The organism is Cyclobacterium sp. 1_MG-2023, from assembly GCF_030546805.1.
Taxonomy (GTDB): Bacteria; Bacteroidota; Bacteroidia; order Cytophagales; family Cyclobacteriaceae; genus Cyclobacterium.
On the sequence record NZ_JAUOPC010000008.1, the window covers coordinates 1 to 18,790 of the forward strand.

General features: G+C 39.4%; 13 protein-coding genes and 1 riboswitch. Of the genes, 2 read left to right on the forward strand and 11 right to left on the reverse strand.

The genetic code is table 11. The features are described from left to right. Positions 1-499 precede the first annotated feature (499 nt). The gene (locus Q4534_RS13660; protein WP_303613708.1) at positions 500-703 is read left to right on the forward strand and encodes a hypothetical protein; all 204 of its coding nucleotides are present in this window, start codon (positions 500-502) and stop codon (positions 701-703) included. Between the two features lie 378 nt (positions 704-1,081). Here Q4534_RS13660 and Q4534_RS13665 read toward each other — a convergent pair whose 3' ends face one another. The 11 genes from Q4534_RS13665 to Q4534_RS13715 all read right to left on the reverse strand — a co-directional run bounded on the left by Q4534_RS13665 (position 1,082) and on the right by Q4534_RS13715 (position 16,843). Continuing rightward, entirely contained in the window at positions 1,082-1,813 is a 732-nt protein-coding gene (locus Q4534_RS13665) for a lipopolysaccharide assembly protein LapB (RefSeq protein WP_303613709.1), read from the reverse strand. Next, on the reverse strand, positions 1,810-3,234 hold the full coding sequence (locus Q4534_RS13670) for a CCA tRNA nucleotidyltransferase (protein ID WP_303613710.1): 1,425 nt from the start codon (positions 3,232-3,234) through the stop codon (positions 1,810-1,812). The genes Q4534_RS13665 and Q4534_RS13670 overlap by 4 nt, the downstream gene beginning before the upstream one ends. After that, positions 3,231-3,695: a hypothetical protein gene (locus Q4534_RS13675; RefSeq protein ID WP_303613711.1), complete on the reverse strand. Its 465-nt coding sequence runs from the start codon at positions 3,693-3,695 to the stop codon at positions 3,231-3,233. Before Q4534_RS13675 ends, Q4534_RS13670 begins: the two co-directional genes overlap by 4 nt. A 135-nt stretch (positions 3,696-3,830) precedes the next feature. After that, complete coding sequence (gene metF, locus Q4534_RS13680) at positions 3,831-4,784, reverse strand: methylenetetrahydrofolate reductase [NAD(P)H] (protein WP_303613712.1); 954 nt, start codon at positions 4,782-4,784, stop codon at positions 3,831-3,833. Between the two features lie 111 nt (positions 4,785-4,895). Beyond that, positions 4,896-7,610, reverse strand: coding sequence for a methionine synthase (gene metH, locus Q4534_RS13685; RefSeq protein WP_303613713.1), 2,715 nt, complete (start codon positions 7,608-7,610; stop codon positions 4,896-4,898). A 4-nt stretch (positions 7,611-7,614) separates the two neighbouring features. Further along, the gene (locus Q4534_RS13690) at positions 7,615-8,658 is read right to left on the reverse strand and encodes a homocysteine S-methyltransferase family protein (RefSeq protein WP_303613714.1); all 1,044 of its coding nucleotides are present in this window, start codon (positions 8,656-8,658) and stop codon (positions 7,615-7,617) included. 76 nt (positions 8,659-8,734) lie between these two features. Then, a riboswitch (SAM riboswitch) is annotated at positions 8,735-8,836 on the reverse strand. A gap of 260 nt (positions 8,837-9,096) precedes the next feature. Further along, the gene (locus Q4534_RS13695) at positions 9,097-10,404 is read right to left on the reverse strand and encodes a hypothetical protein (RefSeq protein ID WP_303613715.1); all 1,308 of its coding nucleotides are present in this window, start codon (positions 10,402-10,404) and stop codon (positions 9,097-9,099) included. A gap of 78 nt (positions 10,405-10,482) precedes the next feature. After that, a complete protein-coding gene (locus Q4534_RS13700; protein ID WP_303613716.1) occupies positions 10,483-14,436 on the reverse strand; it encodes a PAS domain S-box protein in 3,954 nt (1,317 codons plus the stop codon). 264 nt (positions 14,437-14,700) lie between these two features. Beyond that, complete coding sequence (locus tag Q4534_RS13705; RefSeq protein WP_368509156.1) at positions 14,701-14,988, reverse strand: NAD(P)H-dependent oxidoreductase subunit E; 288 nt, start codon at positions 14,986-14,988, stop codon at positions 14,701-14,703. Further along, a complete protein-coding gene (locus tag Q4534_RS13710; protein ID WP_407933574.1) occupies positions 14,952-16,151 on the reverse strand; it encodes a DUF819 domain-containing protein in 1,200 nt (399 codons plus the stop codon). Before Q4534_RS13710 ends, Q4534_RS13705 begins: the two co-directional genes overlap by 37 nt. Before the next feature lie 50 nt (positions 16,152-16,201). Then, entirely contained in the window at positions 16,202-16,843 is a 642-nt protein-coding gene (locus Q4534_RS13715; protein WP_303613717.1) for a CoA pyrophosphatase, read from the reverse strand. Positions 16,844-17,062: 219 nt separating this feature from the next. On the opposite strand from Q4534_RS13715, the gene aceK reads away from it, so the two are divergent. Next, a complete protein-coding gene (gene aceK, locus Q4534_RS13720) occupies positions 17,063-18,790 on the forward strand; it encodes a bifunctional isocitrate dehydrogenase kinase/phosphatase (protein WP_303613718.1) in 1,728 nt (575 codons plus the stop codon).

Here is an 18,790-nt window from a genome sequence, read left to right on the forward strand (position 1 = left end):
GCTGCTGATTTCGGTGATGTCAATGGAGTAACCGGACCTGTAGGCGTAGATGGTTGGATATGGAAACCTAAGGCTTCGACTCCGCTCAGCCGCCGGGAAAGAATATCCGTTTTAAAACCTCATTTCCGGCAACTCCCCATTAGTCAAAGGGGGAGTTACTGAAGTACCGGAATCCTTTGAGAAATCGGATCCGTAGGTGTGATTTGCCTTAACACGGGTTTTACCCCTGGCTATAATCCTGTCAGCCCTTCAGGCTTCTTGAGACACTTTATTATTAAAGTTTTTTCCAGAATTAATGTGGGCTGCTGATTTCCGTGATGTCAATGGAGTAACCGGACCTGTAGGCGTAGATGGTTGGATATGGAAACCTAAGGCTTCGACTCCGCTCAGCCGCCGGTAAAGAATATCCGTTTTAAAACCTCATTTCCGGCAACTCCCCATTAGTCAAAGGGGGAGTTACTGAAGTACCGGAATCCTTTGAGAAATCGGATCCGTAGGTGTGATTTACCTTACCACGGGCTTCACCCATGGCTATAATCCTGTCAGTCCTTCAGGCTTCTTGATACTCTTTATTGTTAATGTCTTTTCCAGGGTTAATGTAGGGGCTGCTGATTTCGGTGATGTCAATGGAGTAACCGGACCTGTAGGCGTAGATGGTTGGATATGGAAACCTAAGGCTTCGACTCCGCTCAGCCACCGGTAAAGAAAATTCGTTTTAAAACCTCATTCCGCAACGTCCCCTTAGTCAAAGAGGGATAAGCCTGTCCCGACCTTATTCGGGAAGGGATTTGTGGAGTCAAATCCTTTGAAAAATCGGATTCGTAGGCGTTGATTTACCTTAACACGGGCTTCCCCCCTGGCTATAATCCTGTCACCCCTTCAGGCTTCTTGAGACACTTTAATTATTAAAGTTTTTTCCAGAATTAATGTGGGTTGCTGATTTCCGTGATTTCAATGGGGTAACCGGACCCTGAGCGGAGCCGAAGAGGGTAGGCGAGACATTGACATCACCCTAAGTCTTTGGCTCCGCTCAGCCGATGAAATAGGCCGAGGCAATAAGCATCCCAAAAGCTGAAAAATTTTATTGTAAACCAGCCAGGTTTTCTTTGGCCAACTCAAAATCAGGATTTACTGCCAAAGCTGCTTCAAATGCTGTTTTGGCTTCTGCATTGCTTCCTTGCTCTTTGTAAATCAATCCTTTTAGATTTTCTGCAGCAGCTGTCATGCTTACTTCCTGCATTCCATTGTTTTCTCCCTTAGGGAAATTCAATTTTTGCTCAGCAGCTTTGCTGTCCTTGATCAGCATATTTACTGAATTTAGAGCTTCGTCGTATTTTTTTAGGGTGTACTGCAAATACCCGGCTTTATACAAGCTAAATAAATCTCCTGACAATAAGTGTAAAGATTCAAAATGTGGCAAGGCACGTTCTAGAGCACCTAGCTGCTCCAAAGAAAAGGCAGCCACTTCTAAAGCTGTCAGGTTTTTGTCATTCCTTTCCAACAAGTCCAAAGATACAAGGGCTGCTGAACCATATTGTTCCATTTCAAAATACATGGAAGCTAATGTTTCCGCATAAACAAGGTTCCCGGGATTTCTTTCCATCAGCTCATAAAGCTTAATCTTCGCCACAGATGCATCATTGTATCGCATGGCCAGAGAATATATCCTGTTGTCAACATCATTTTTAGCTTTATTGCTTTCGCTTGTTTCTTTGGCTTCAGGAGCAGCAGGGGTAGCTTCCTGAGCAAAGGAAAAACTTTGTGCACCGATGCACAGCAACAAAATCAATACGGCAAATTTCATTTTCATCATTTATCAGGGTTGTTTACTATTCCTTTTTTTGCAGCTAACTTGTACATTAACTCCAAGGCTTCATTTTTATTGTTCTGTATATGTCCTTCTAGGATTGCTTCTTTGATTTCTTCTTTCAAATCACCAACCACCCTTGAAGGTTTCAATCCAAATATAGCCATGATTTCGTCACCAGTAACAGGAGGTTGGAAATTTCTTACTTGATCTTTTTCTTCTACCTCCTGAAGCTTTAGCTCCACCTTATCAAAATTAGCCAAAAATCTTTTGACTTTATTGTTGTTTTTTGAGGTAACATCAGCTCTACAAAGCTGCATTAAATCATCTACATCGTCTCCCGCTTCAAAGAGCAACCTTCTTACAGCAGCATCTGTCACTTTATCATTGACCAAAGCGATGGGCCTTAGGTGCAATTTTACTAATTTTTGCACATATTTCATCCTTTCATCCATGGGAAGCTTTAATCTTCTAAAGATTCCGGGCACCATTCTCGCTCCTTTGTCTTCATGGCCATGGAAGGTCCAGCCTACTTTTTGATTGAATCTTTTGGTGGGAGGCTTGGCAATGTCATGCATAATGGCAGCCCACCTTAACCATAGGCTATTCGATCTTGTCGCTACATTGTCCAACACTTGCAGGGTATGATAAAAATTATCTTTGTGGGATTTGTCTCCTACGGAATCCACCCCTTGGAGGGCTACCATCTCCGGAAAAAACTCTTTCAATAATCCACTCACAAACAATAACTTAAACCCATATGAGGGCTTGTCCGTCATTATAATTTTATTCAGCTCCACAATGGTCCTTTCCCCTGAAATGATAGACATGCGGTGTGCATTATTGATAATGCCATCAAAGGTATTTGCTTCAATATCAAATTTCAATTGGGCTGCAAATCTAATGGCCCTCATCATACGCAAAGGATCATCTGAAAAAGTAATATTAGGGTCTGTAGGCGTTCGAATGATTTTTCGTTTCAAATCTTTTACGCCATTGTAGGGGTCTAATAATTCTCCAAAATTATTGGCATTTAAGCCTATACCCAATGTGTTGATGGTAAAATCTCTTCGTTCCTGGTCTTCTTCCAGCGTTCCTGCTTCTACTTTTGGTTTCCTTGAATGGGTTTGGTAAGATTCTTTTCTTGCCCCTACAAATTCCAGTTCCCAGTCATCCATTTTTATCATGGCAGTACCGAAATTTTTGAATACTGAAACCTGTGGCTTGTTTTCTAAGGAGGCAGCTACTGCTTTTGCTAGTTCAATTCCATCCCCTATACACACAAAATCCAAATCCTTGCATGGTCTATCCAAAAGGATATCCCTGACAAAGCCTCCTACTACGTAGGTTTCCATTCCTAAATTATCCGCTACCTGACCGACCTTCTCAAAGGTTTTAATATTATCTAAAGAATTTGACAGATTCATCCATTTATTATTTTCACACGACCATCTTCATACAGCCCCATAAGCTTAGATTTCCGTGTAAAGGGAAAAGCCTGGGCCCCTTTAATCGTTGAAGGTCCTACCTCCGCTTTCCATTGTAAGAAAACAATTTCTCCAATTTGCTGAAGTATTTGCTTCCAGTAGGGGGAGCCTACCAATGCAAATTTAATTAATCCTCCGGATTTACCCTTATTTATATTCCATGATGGCTGTGGGCTTAGGAAAATAGTTTCATCAGCGGCATATTCCACAATATCCAAAGCGATCTCTGAAAAGTTACCTACCAAAGATTTCAATTGATAAATTTCATGTATCAAAAAACAGCCTTCCATTTCAGGTGTCCATTGTTCCACCTTGATCCATTCAAAACTTAAGCCATGTGTATCTTCAAAACTTATCTTACCGTCTCCGGAAAATTGCTTGCTAATCTCTTTATTATCCACGATTTCGTCTATAATGGTAAAGGTTTATTTTATTTTTTTTGAAAGAACCACTTCGTAACAAGCAGGTTATTAGTCAAGAAAAGTGCTCTTATTAAGCCAAAAGCAACTTGCGATCAAAGGACAATGTAAGCTGGATTAAAAAACCTCTTTGGCTACTTTATAGGTAGTATCTGCCTTACTCATGGTATAATAATGAAGTGTAGGTACACCATACTTTATCAGTTCTTTGCTTTGCTGAATGGCCCATTCTATCCCCACAGCTTTCACATCTGCATTGGTTTTACATTTTTCTAAGCCTGTCAACAAATCATCCGGCAAATCCAAAAAGAAGGTTTTGGGCAAGTTTACGATTTGCGACAAAGTGGTAATGGGTTTCAATCCGGGAATAATGGGCGCATCAATACCTGCTGCCCTCACCTTTTCTACAAAATCAAAGTATTTCTGATTGTCAAAAAACATTTGGGTAACGATATAATCAGCTCCTGCATCAATTTTAGCTTGTAATTTTTTTAAATCAAAATTGAGGCTTGGTGCTTCAAAATGCTTTTCCGGATAGCCTGCCACCCCTACACAAAAGTCCGTTTGAAAACCTATTTCAGTTTCATCATGAAGGTATTTCCCCTGATTCATTCCTATGATTTGCTCTACCAATTGAGAGGCATAGTGGTGTCCATCCTTTTCAGGAACAAAATTCGACTCCAATTTGGGCGCATCACCACGCAAAGCCAATACATTTTCTACCCCTATAAAATACAAATCAATCAGTGCATTTTCTGTTTCTTCTTTGGTAAAGCCTCCACACAATAAATGAGGAACTGCATCCACTTTAAACTTGTTCATAATGGCAGCACAGATCCCCACCGTTCCGGGCCTTTTTCTGGTGCTTATTTTTTCAAGCAATCCATTGGCACGTTTCTTATACATGTATTCCTCTCTGTGATAGGTCACATCTATAAAAGGTGGGTTAAAATCCATAAGAGGGGCTATTCCTTCCAGCAGGTTGGTCAAACTCTGCCCTTTTAATGGAGGAAGAATCTCAAATGAAAAAAGTGTTTTATCTGCGTTTTTTAAGTATTCGGTGACTTTCATGATTTTGAATTGAAACACTTTTAAGGACAGCGCCTAAAAAGCTTTATTTTTATTGCCAATAATATTACTTGTACCCATTGATTTATCCTACCAAATGGTATAAATGGCCTCCTATCGAGGTTCCGAAGTCAATTTAGGTGTATATGCCAAATTAGGAGAAAGCCATTTTTCTGCTTGAGCTGTTGACACACCCTTTCTGCGGGCATAATCTGCCACTTGGTCTTTACTGATTTTCCCCAAACCAAAATACTTACTTTCAGGATGACCGAAATAATAGCCACTCACTGAAGAAGTTGGGTACATTGCAAAGCTGTCGGTAAGTTCCATTTCAGCGTTTTTTTCCGCTTCCAATAAATCAAAGAGGGTTCTTTTTTCCGAATGTTCCGGACATGCAGGATAACCCGGTGCAGGTCGGATCCCTGTATAATTTTCCTTGATTAAATCTTCGTTTTCTAAAGACTCATCAGGTGCATAGCCCCAATATTCTTTTCTCACCAACAGGTGAAGGTATTCTGCAGCTGCCTCTGCCAATCGGTCTGCCATGGCTTTTAGCATGATATCATTGTAATCATCCCCCTGCTCTTGGAATGCTTTTAGTTTTTCTTCGATATTTAAGCCAGCAGTCACTGCAAATCCTCCCATATAATCGGTATCATCAGGATGGATATAATCAGCCAAAGACCGGTTTGGAATTCCCTTACCTTTTTTACCCTGCTGTCTTAGAAAGTGGAAAGAATAAGGTTTGCCTTCGGTATAACTAGGGTCAACCACCAAATCATCACCCGATCTTTGAACAGGAAACAGGCCAAAAACTGCATTGGCTGTCAACCAGCCTTCATTTACAATTCTGTCTAACATTTTGTTGGCATCATTGTATAATTTAAGTGCCTCCGCCCCAACTACCGGATCCTTCAATATCTTTGGAAATCTTCCTGAAAGCATCCAAGTACTAAAAAAGGGGGTCCAGTCAATATAGTTTCTAATAATAGAAAGGTCCATATTTTTCAATACCGTCACACCTAGTTTTTTTGGTTTTACGGGCGTATAATTGGCCCAATCTATGGCAACAGGGTTGGCTTTGGCTTCATTATAGGTAGCCATCTGTTTGACCTGTTGCTTGGCAGCATGCACTTCTCTTAACTTTTGGTACGTTGCTTTGATTTCTTTTTTATAGGCATCTCTGGTTTCTTTGCTGATGGCCTCACCTGCCACGGGAACTGACTTAGACGCGTCTGCCACATGCACGACGATGCCACTATAAACCGGGTCAATCTTCACCGCCGTGTGTATCCTAGAGGTGGTTGCACCTCCTATCAGAAGAGGGATATCCAATCCTCTCCTTTCCATTTCTGAAGCCACATTGACCATCTCATCCAAGGAAGGCGTAATCAAACCACTGAGCCCAATGATATGGGCATCATTATCCACAGCTTCCTGAATGATTCGGTCCGTTTCAACCATGACACCCAAGTCTATAATTTTGTAAGAGTTACATGCCAATACCACTCCTACTATATTTTTACCAATGTCATGAACATCTCCTTTTACCGTTGCCAGTAAAATTCGCTTCACATTGTCTTCCTTCTCACCTGTTGTCTCATTGGTGCCCGGTAAGGGCATAAATGGCTCAAGGTAAGCCACCGCTTTTTTCATTACCCTGGCACTCTTCACTACCTGAGGCAAAAACATTTTACCTTCACCAAAAAGATCTCCAACTACATTCATCCCATCCATAAGCGGGCCCTCAATCACCTTTAAGGCATCTATTAATTGTAACCTCGCCTCTTCTGTATCCTCGATAATATAGTCCAACACTCCTTTGACCAAGGCATGTTGAATTCTCTTTTCAACAGAAAGGCTTCTCCAGGCCTCATCTGCTTTACCTTTCTTCCCTTGGGATTTTACTGAGTCTGCAAAATCCAGCAATCGCTCAGTTGCATCTTCACGTTTGTTCCACATCACATCCTCTACCCGTTCAAGCAGGTCTTTTGGGATGTCATCATAAATCTCTAACATGGAAGGATTGACGATTCCCATATCCATACCGTGCTTTATGGCATGATACAAGAATACCGCATGCATGGCTTCTCTTACAGGGTTATTGCCTCTAAAAGAGAATGATACATTACTAACCCCTCCGCTAACTTTTGCTCCGGGAAGGTTTTCTTTTATCCATTTGGTAGCTTTAAAAAAATCTACTGCATTGTTTTTATGTTCGTCCATACCGGTGGCCACCGGAAAAATATTTGGATCGAAAATTATGTCTTGAGGGTTAAAGTTTATTTCCTTCGTGAGCAGATCGTAAGATCTTTTACAAATATCGATACGTTTTTGGTAAGTGTCTGCTTGCCCTTTTTCATCAAAAGCCATGACGACCACGGCCGCACCGAACTTTTTAATGGTTTTGGCTTGGAATAAAAATTCTTCTTCACCATTTTTCAGACTGATCGAGTTGACGATTCCTTTGCCTTGGATACATTTAAGTCCCGCCAAAATAATCCTCCATTTGGAGCTATCAACCATTACAGGTATCCTACTTATTTCTGGTTCGGAGGCAACAAGATTAAGAAACTTAACCATGGCTGCCTCCCCGTCAAGCATGGCTTCATCCATGCAAACATCTAAGATTTGCGCCCCTCCTCGCACTTGATCCAAGGCTACTTCTAGGGCTTCATCATAATTGTCATTTAATACAAGTCTTGCAAATTTCTTTGATCCTGTGACATTGGTACGCTCCCCTATGTTCACAAAATTCAAGGATTCATTAAAAATCAGTGGCTCTAACCCTGATAACTGCAAGGTGGATATTTTAGTAGGTTTACTCATGAAATTAATCTTCTTCCGTTAAAACGTGCTGATTTCTTGGTGGATATTTACTGGCAGAATCGGCCAAAGCAGCGATATGCTCCGGGGTGGTTCCGCAACAACCACCTACAATATTGACCCAGCCTTCTTTCAAAAACAGGCTTACTTCTTTATCCATTTCCTCCGGACCCTGATCGTATTCTCCAAACTCATTGGGAAGACCTGCATTGGGGTAAACACTTACATGAAAAGGTGATTTGTCTGACAAGACCTTTAAATAAGGTCTAAGTTCTGCTGCTCCCAAAGCACAATTTAAGCCTACACTCAACAAGGGAACATGCGCTATAGATATTAAGAATGCCTCTGTGGTTTGTCCGGAAAGGGTTCTTCCGGAAGCATCAGTGATGGTTCCCGAGACCATAATGGGTATGCCTCCTTCGGAAGGTTCTAAGGGTAAACCTCTTTTTTCATACACTTCCTGAATGGCAAAAATAGCCGCTTTAGCGTTTAAGGTATCAAATACTGTTTCTACCAAAAGGGTATCGACACCTCCATCCAATAATCCTTCAACCTGCTCAGCATATGCACTTACCAATTGGTCAAAGCTTACAGCTCTGAATCCCGGGTCGTTTACATCCGGAGAAAGAGACGCTGTTCGGTTGGTGGGCCCAATGGCTCCTGCGACAAACCTTGGTTTATCAGGTTCATTGGCAGAGAATTCGTCGGCTACTTCTCGGGCAATTTTGGCAGACTCAAAATTGAGTTTATATGCCAATGCAGCAAGTCCGTAATCTTCTTGGGCAATTGTGGTACTGCTGAAAGTATTGGTTTCGACAATGTCAGCTCCAGCTTCAAAATAAGCTTTGTGAATAGCTTTGATGATATCCGGTCGGGTCAAAGACAACAAGTCATTGTTACCTTTTAAAGATTTTTTGACAACGGCAAGTTCTTGATTTCTAAAATCTTCCTCCTGAAGCCCATACCTTTGAATCATGGTACCCATAGCACCATCCAATATCAAAATGCGCTTTTGTAATTGTTGAAGTAATAAGTTGGTTCTGTTTGCCATGTGAATCGTATATTAAATTAAAAAGCTTATACGAGCATGAACCGATGTAAAACTAGAGCATATTTCTAACTTTTGCGGCTCATCTTTATCCGGCATTTCCGGAACGGGAATTAGCACCTTGTCAACTCAGGTTGCTAAGACATCATAGGGCCCTACCCTCCGTCTTTCTCGATAAGCGATTCAAAAGTAACATGAATTCAGTAAATAAGTTCTTTTTTTTGCGAAAATCTTTAATAACCTATAGAGATATAGGGTTTAAGAAACTCAGCCAACCGAGGAACCTAAACAAATAGGAGACATAAATAGCCGTTATTCTTAAAATCTAATTTGCCTGATGGCTTTGGGTAACAAATAAATATTGGTTGCAATATTTATTTGTTGAGGTAAACCGCTCAAACATAATGTACTGCCATACAACCAAATTAGAGCAGCAATTCTTTAAGGCCTTATTCCAATGCCTATTTGAAAATAAGGCCCGGCCATATAATTGGTCATGTTCAAATCTCCAAATTTGTATTTATTCAAAGGCTGTTCATAACCTGCATGTGCTGAAGTAACCACCCTAAACATCTTTTTTAACACGGGGATTGCATAGGCCACCATTACCTCGGTTTTCGACATTAATCCGCTGCTTTTTAAGTAACCATCGTAATCCGGTTCTTCAAACAAGGCAGGAAAATCCGGCTTATTATCTTTAGAAAGGGTGTACCGTAAATTGCCGTAACCCAAGCCAGCCATTACGCCAAGCTCAAGGTTTCTCATTTTATAGAGCTGATAGCCATAATTTCCGTATAACCTTACACTATTTAGGGTGTGATCTTGATTTTCACTGGCTCTTCCGGAATTGGCAATATTGAAAACATCAAAAGAATACAACCACCTACGATTTCCTCCGATAATCTTCATTCCAAAATTATTGGGTTGGTCTTTGAAAGGAGTCAAACCATTGCTTATCAAATAGTCATTCAGCATGCCGGGCTTTGTAAAGTTGTAGCCATAAAAAAAATGTGCGCCAATACCGGCATCAGGGAAAAACAGGTTTTTGTCAGGCATTGACAAACCTGCGCCCAGCCGAAAAAAAGCTCCGCTCTGAAGGTTATCAAATGTGATATTATTCATTTCCCATGCCCCTTCAAACGGACTAAAGGAATAGCCAAATTTCCCCAAGAGACCTACAGTTTCTTCAAGCCCGGGAATACTAAAATCATACCCAAACTGAAAGCCAATCTCAGTCAAAAAGCCCCCGAAATTTTGTGTTCCCTTGTGAATATTTCGTTCTCTTAAAATAAAACCCTGTTCGGGTTGCTGTAAAAATGCACCGAAATCTTCTACATTTCTTTGATCTTTTAGCATTTCAAAGTTCACATACCCTGCGCCCAATGACATATAATGAATCAGGTGGAAGTTACTTTCCTGCGTAAGGGCATACCCTACATTCATATAAAAACGGGTACTTCTATTGTCTATCACATAATCCCTATAATAGGAATTTGCACCCATATTTTGAAAGAGCTCAAAACCCAATATAAAATCAGACAATCTGTATTGATAGCCTACCCCCAAGGTGGTATATCCTCCTCTAAGGTTTGATATCCCCTTATCAGCGAGCATCTCATTGAATTCTCTAATATTAGCTCCCGAGGTACCTGCCAATACATAAATGGTAGACCGCTCAGAAACATTGCCTTGCGCGTGTAGATTAAAGGCTAATCCCAAACAAAGGGGTATGTATAAAATCCATCTCATAGGGCTATTTAAAGATGCAAAGATATGATTTTAGCAGGGGAATCTTGCTACCGTTTAACCATAAAAATCCATACAATATCAGAGATAGTTAATTATTTTGCCATATAAATTCTCAGGGGTAAAAGGTTTGGAAACATAGTCGTCCATTCCTGAGGCCTCAAGTTGGTCTTTCACTTCCAGTAAAGAGGAGGCGGTAAGCGCTATAATTGGCACATTTCTCTTCGCTACCAAGTCTAGTTTTCGGATAATTTTAGCCACCTCAAAACCATCCATTTCCGGCATTTGCAGATCGAGTAGTACCAAGTCGAAATCATTTTTGATAAAGAGATCCAAAGCAATCTTTCCATTATCAGCAAATTTTATCTCACCCACTCCCCATTTTGAAAGGTATTTTCTTAGGAGGACTTGATTCACAAGGTTGTCCTCAGCCACCAGTATGCTTTTGTCGCCAAGGTGTCCCTCTTTTACCACTTTCTTCGTCTTAGACTTACGCATGGATTCTTCCTGCACCTTAAACTTTATCTCAAACCAGAAGGTAGAGCCTTCACCCAACTTTGATTCCAAGTGAATTTCTGTCCCAAATAGCTTGGTAAGCTTTTTCACGATAGCCAGACCTAAACCCGTACCTCCATACTTCCTGGTGGTATCTGAACTTGCCTGAGTAAAAGCATCAAAAATGCTATCTACCTTACTTGGGGCAACCCCTATACCTGAGTCTTTTACTGTAAACCGAATGTCTACATGTTTTTCTTCTTTACCAACAAGCTCAAGAATTATTTTAATAAACCCCTTATCTGTAAATTTAATCGCATTGCTAATCAGGTTATTCAAAATCTGGGCAATTCGCACAGGGTCACCTATAAGGGTGTTGGGAATAGAGAAATCCGGCTCATAGATAATTTCCAAGGCCTTATCTCGAGTTTGGTAACTGTAAGAATGAATAATTCTATTGATTAAATTTTTAGGTTCAAAAGGTACTCGCTCTAAAATCAGTTTTCCGGAGTCAATTTTATTGAAGTCTAAGATATCATTAATAAGCCCCAAAAGATTTTCTGCAGAAAACTGTAAGGTCCTCAAATTTTCCAGTTGGTCTTCCCTTGGTTTGTCTTCTATCAAAAGGTGTGAAAGCCCAATCACCGCATTCATTGGGGTCCTAATCTCATGGCTCATCACGGATAAAAATTGACTTTTTGCATTTAAGGCTGCCTCTGCTCTTTCTTTTGCTTTGTACAGTTCGTTCTGGGTTTCTTTTAATTTGGTAATGTCTCTGGCTATCCCTGTATAATACCTAATTTCATTGTTCTCGTCTCTAATCACCTTCCCACTGGAGCTGAAGATCCGATAATGTCCTTGCCTGTGTCTAAGCCTAAATTCGAATATAGGGTGTTCTTGGAAATAATTTATAGAACTTGCATTCCCATTCTGCAATACCTGGGCATCTTCAGGATGAAGATATTCAGAAAAGTCACCACTTGTAAATTCATAAGTCTCGTAGCCTAAAAATTGCTTGATATTTGGAGAGACGTAACTTAATTCTAATTGTGCAGTGATGGAGAATATAATTTCAGTAGACTCTTCTACTAGGCTTCTGTACTTAATTTCACTTTTTTTGAGTTCTTTTTTGGCCACATACTCTTCTGAAATATCTCTAACAATCCCTAAAATGTATTCCAAACGGTCATTTTTAAAGATGGGCTTGGCGGTTAACTCATAGATCCTGCCAAGGTAGTTTAAAGTATCAGAAAGCGTTTTTTTCTTCTCTACCGCATTTGTAACCAGTGGCTCCACTACTTTGCGTGTTACGGTATGTACATCTGAAATTTTTCTTCCTTCAAAATAAGATTTATCAAAACCCCAGTTGTCGAAGTTTAGCCCTTCGGCCACCAAGTACCTCAAGTTTTTATCAATTAGAAATACATTGGTATAGGGTATATTGGAAGCAAGCACGCGGTACCTGTCCTGAATTTTTTCAATTTCAAGCCTGTCGTTTCTTCTGTCCGTAACATCATGAAACAAACCTTCATAAAGCACCACATTGCCCTCATTATCAAATTTGGGACGAATTTTATCCTCCACCCATTTATATTCACCATCAGCAGTTAAAAATCTATATTCCCTACTGTATTGCGCCCTTTCTCCTTGCACAAGTTCTTTTTCAAAAGTGCATTGGTCTTCTGGATGAATAAAATTCTTTAAACTTTGGGCCTCTTCAACTAGATTTTCTGCTTTGTATCCGAACTGATTAATGTTTTCTGTAATATAAGAAATTTTGAACCCATCATTCGGCTCAACCTCAAACAATACGGCAGGGCTATTCTCAATAATCAGCTTGGCTTTTTTCGCCATTTCTTCCCGCTGTATTTTGGTGGTAAGGTTCCTCACCAAAAAAGAGTAACCAATTTTTTCTATTTCTGCATTTTGAATGGGTTTGACAGAAACTTCATAGGGTTGGATATGTCCTGTATTATCCAATATCTGAAGCTCTTCTACGCAGGTTCCCGAATCAGAAGCTTTCTCAATTAATTGTTGGAAGGATATGGGTGGGTCATTAGTGATTTTAAAAAAATCGCTAATCTTCCCTCCTTGACCATTTTGATTGGGCTCTCCTTCAAAAATAGCCACCTCATTCATATAAACCACATTGAGATTGAGGTCTGTAACATAGATTGGCTCATTTACCTGAGCAAGAATCTGAGACTCAAACAACAATCTCCGTTCAACAGTTTTTTTCTCAGTAATATCATTACAATAACCAAAAACTTCTAAGTTGCTTTTAGCCGTTAATTGATTAATCTGAATTAGGTATGAGATGTGTTTTTCTTTCCCATTGGGATTAGTATAAACAAATTCACCGGAAACAGATTTTCGGTGAGCTAAGGCTTCTTGCACTTTGGATTTGACATACTCCCTATCAGGAGACGATATCAGCGACAAAAACTCACCTACTTCTAAGACATCCAAAGAGGGGTCCAAATCAAAGATTCGGTTTATTCCTTTGGAAAGAAAAATCTTTCTGCCTGTATTCTGCAATCTCCAAGACCCGGACTTAGCCAAAACCTCGGTAGAGCTCAGTAATTTCTCATTTCGAAACAGCTTTGATTTTGTTGATCGATTAATTACTGCCGCACCGAATACATCAGCCAATTGCCTGATTCCAAATCTATTTTTATGATTAGGTGTCCAATTTGGTTGAAGGTGTGCACTACTTAAGGTAAACAAACCCAAGAGATTGTTATCTGCAAAAATAGGAACGATGATATAGGCAATAAAGCCAAATTTCTCTGCGATCAATGCCTCGAAGGAATCCTTGTGTTCTGATTTTTTCAGATCACCTACTGCGATAAATTCAACACTTTTTAAATTGTTTAAAAAATCCTGCTGTCCTTCTAAAGATATGGTTTGGTTTATTTTGAGTAATCCTGAACCAGGATTTACCTTGTATTCAAAAAAACATTCCAGCTGTTCTAACTCATGATTTACATAAAAAAAGTTACCTACATCTGCCCCTTGAAATTTGACCACCATTGCCAAGGCTTTAAGAAATATCCTGTCCCATTCCTCCTCTGTAGCATTCAAAAATGCTTTAGAGATTTCATTGACCTGCTGATCAAATTCCAACTTTCCTTTTAAAAAGGCTGTTGCATCTTCTTGTCCTAATGAGATACTTTGCTCATTATCTAATAATAATTCGTTTGGTTGATTTGATCCCCATTCTAGAAATTTACCATTGGCCACACAAATTTTACCCTTACCTTCAACAGTCTTTCCTTCTATCCAGATTTGTAGCCCCAGTTTTTTATTGTAATTAGAAAAACTATGAAATTGAGTTTGAGATGAGTCTTTAAAAAATGATTTCACATCGGTAACCAATCCCTTGAAATCTGATAAATAATTTTCCCATGATACTCCCTCCGATAATGGGCCTTGCCAATTACCACTAGAAAATATCACTTGGCTGTTATCAAATACCAAAAATAAATCAAGACTCTTTTCATTGCCTTGAAAGAGATTTTTATAAAACTCTTTTTCCATGATTAAAATCAGGTATTAACCTGTCACAATGCTAAATTAAAAACTGAGAACGCTAAGTATTGGGTTCCATAGGTTTAATCCTATAAGTTACTAACAATATTCAAATCTCTAACCATTTTGAATAAAAAAAACTAAGTCCCTAATGAATACTAAAAACTAAATATGCAAAAATAATTGCAATATTTTATAATTACACCGTAAAAAGTAGTCAATCTATTCATTAAATGTTTTTACTATAACATTTTATTGATTGTCTACCCTCTTTTATAAAAGGTCTGATGTAAGAAATTGGATTAATTTATCAGTATCTCCTTTTTTTACTAGGTGGTTATTATATACAGCTACGGGGCCTGATTTACAACAATCCAAGCACTTTGTTTTTACCAATTTAAAATTACCTTTCAAAGGGGCTTTATCTATTGCATGTTTAACTGATGAGGAGAACGATTTGTTATCATTTTTTTTACAATCCTTTCCATTACAAATAAAAATATATTTTTTCCTGGGTTTCATAGCTATCCTCCAAAGGCCAATTGCAACAATATGCCACATATATAAGCTCCATATGTACCAACACCATAGCCCAATACAGCCAATAATACACCTACGGGAGCCAGTGCAGGATGAAAAGCTGAGGCAACAATTGGAGCAGATGCAGCCCCTCCTACATTGGCCTGCGAACCTATGGCCACATAAAAAAACGGCGCCTTAATTATAAAGGCCACAATGAGCATAAACAATATATGAAATCCCATCCAAATAATGCCAACCAAAAAATAAACCGGATTATCTAAAACAGCTGCCAGATCCATCTGCATTCCTATGGTAGCCACAAGGACATAAAGCAAAACACTCCCCATTCTGGATGCCCCTACATTTTCTAATTTTCTCCATCGGGTAAAAGACAAAATCAATCCTCCGGTGGTGGCCAAAATCACCAACCAAAAGAACCTGGAATCCAATGAATACGGTTTCAATTCAGGATAATTGGCACCAATAAAATCGCCCATATAAGTCCCAAAGAAATGAGAACAACTGGTAATAAAAAAACCAATCCCCAAAATGGTCATGGTATCTGATAAACTAGGAATTTTTACGTTGTTCTTTTGTTGGATTTCGACTTTCTTCTTCAGGGCCGTAATGGCCGAAGTATCGGCTTTTAAAATTTTATCAAAGAAGCCTGGGTTACCAGCCCAATACAATAAGAAAGCCATCCATAGATTCGCAACAATAACATCTACAGCTATCATTTGACTAAAAAGTGAGGGACTTGCGCCAAAAAGCTCCAGCATGGCTGTTTGGTTGGCACTTCCTCCAATCCAGCTCCCAGCAATGGTAGCGAGACCTCTCCAAGTTTCATCAGCCCCTGTTCCTCCCAATACGTCGGGAAAAAACTGAGCAACTAAAAATAAAGATACCGGACCGCCGATCACAATACCAAATGTTCCTGTCAAAAACATGATAAGTGCTTTTGGGCCTAATTTTGCAATGCTTTTCAGGTCAATACTTAAAGTCAATAATACCAATGAGGTAGGCAATAAATACCTGGAAGCCACAAAATACAATTGAGAATCTTTACCGGAAATTAAGCCTGTGGTATTGAACAATGCCGGTAAAAAATAACACAATAAAACCACCGGCACTACCCGGTAAATGGCCTTAAAAAAAGGATGTGCACTTGCCGAAGTATAAAAAACCAAACCAAGTACTCCCATAAGGAGACCAAAAACTACTGCATCATTTGTTATTAGCGCACTTTCCACATTTATTTGATTTCTTTCCAAAGTGTTAAAAACTCACTTAGTATCATGGCCGTAGCCCCCCAAACCACTTCTTGATTGATTTCATAATAAGGCGCCTGAATCCGGTGACCTCCGGCCAAATCCATTCCCTTTTTCTTTACAATGGCCTCATCCGTTAATTCATCAAAACTGCATAGAATAAGCCGATCGACTTCCCTTTTGTCAATAGAAAATGACGGAGACTTTGAAGAATAACCAATAAAAGGTCTCACAGAAAAATTACTTGGGGGTATATAAAGATCAGTTAATGAACCAATGATTTCAATGCTGTCACTCGGTACCCCAATCTCTTCCTCTGTCTCCCTCAATGCTGTTTCTCCTAAATCTTTATCGGTATGCTCCTTCTTTCCTCCGGGCAAAGCAATCTGCCCACTGTGCACCCCTTCGTAGGTAGCCCTTTTTATAAATGGTACAAATATACTTTTTTGATCTGTGGTAGGGCATATCAACATCAGTACAGCGCCTTTTCTGGCATTTGACATCTGCTGCTGATCAAATCGATCCAATTCAAGAGGTATAGGAGCCATTCGCTCCTGCGCTGTCCTGCCAGGCAAAGGTCCCTCCAGAACTTTCACCAAATTGTGTACCAAGTGACCTAAATCCATATTCGGGTATTTATTGAATTGAAAAAAGGCCTGAATATTATTCAGGCCTTTTTCACTTATCAAACCTATTAAACCTATTGTGTTTAATCTAAAATAGAATAAACTCGAACGAAATTAAGGAATAAATCTGCAAATCCAAAGGTTAATAATTTTGCAATAAAAAAATAATATTCTAATATCCCCTTCTAATCAACTTCACGACCTAAAGGGGTAGCCATTATGAATAAAGAACTTATTAGTGACATCGTTGAAACGATTTTAAATGGTTATGATGCCTACATCAATGATTTCAAACAAATCACCCGTAGAATTCCCGAAAACTTTAAAAACAGAGATTGGCAACAGTTGCATGCCAACCACAGGGAAAGGTTGCGTTTGTATAAGGACCAACTCAAAGATATCATAACCACCTGTAAGGCCATGCTTAAAGAACAGGCAGACAGCAAGGAAGTTTGGGCAAAAGTTCGTGAAAGTTACTTTCAGGCCATTGCTGAAAATGAAGACAGGGAGCTGGCAGGAACATTTTTTAATTCAGTATTTAGAAAAGTGTTCCCGGGAAAGGTGATTGATGAAGCACTAATGTTTTATGATTTATCAGGAAGCAATGCTATGGATAGCATTGACGAGTCTTTATTCAGAAATTACCCTGCTCAAGTGGGACTACATGAAGCATTTACAAAAATCCTGGAAGATTTTGACTTTGGTGTGCCTTACTATCAAAAAGAAAATGACATTAATTATTTAGTAGAAAGTGTTAAGCAGGTAATTTTAAGTAGGTACAAGGCAACTAGGGAAACCACCACCCAGGTATTAAGGGATGTTTTCTATCGCAACAAGGCGGCGTATTTAATAGGTAGAACTTACCTAGGGAATAAATGGATGCCCTTTATAATTCCCTTCCTACACAATGAAAAAGGCATATTTGCGGACACACTTATTTTTGATCCTAATATAATGAGTGGCATTTTTAGCTATACCAGATCTTATTTCATGGCACCAATTGCCATCCCCTCACAAACTGTTAATTTTCTTCAATCGGTTATTCAACATAAACGCCCCTATGAGCTATACAATGCCATAGGTTTTAATAAGCATGGTAAAACCGCTTTCTACAAAGACTTTACAAATCACCTAAAACAGAGTGAGGACAACTTTATTTTGGCTGAAGGCATCAAAGGCATGGTCATGACAGTCTTTACCCTTCCTTCTTCAAATATTGTATTTAAGCTTATCAAAGACCATTTTGAACCTCCAAAAAACATGACCAGACAGCAGGTCAAAGAAAAATACAAACTGGTGGGGCTTCATGACCGGGTAGGTAGAATGGCCGACACCCATGAATTTGAAAATTTCAGATTCCCTCTAAACCGCATTGATCCCTTATTGATGAAAGAGTTAAAAACCAATGTAAATTCTCTTTTATCCATTGAAGGAGACACACTTGTAATCAAGCACTTGTACATCGAACGTCGCTTGCGACCTTTAAACCTCTATCTGGAAACCTGCAGTCTGGAAGAAGCCAAACATGCTGTGGATGAATATGCCAAAGCCATTTTACAAATGGCCCAAGCCAATATTTTCCCAGGAGACATGATGACCAAAAATTTTGGTGTCACACGGCAAAACAGGGTGATTTTTTATGATTATGATGAAATAGAATTTCTTCATACCATGAATTTCCGGGCCAAGCCCAAACCCCAAACCTATGATCAGATATATGCTTCAAGGCCCTGGTATGAAGTCAAGGAAAATGATGTCTTCCCTGAAGATTTTAAACGTTTCATGATTGGCAGACAAGACGTAAAAGCTTACTTTATTGAAAACAATCCGGAATTATTTGACCCTGAATACTGGAGTGGCATTCAAAGTAAACTTAGAAAAGGTGAATTGATTCATGCCTTCCCCTACACCGAATCCATGCGATTCCGACCGGAAGAAACGGTTTAG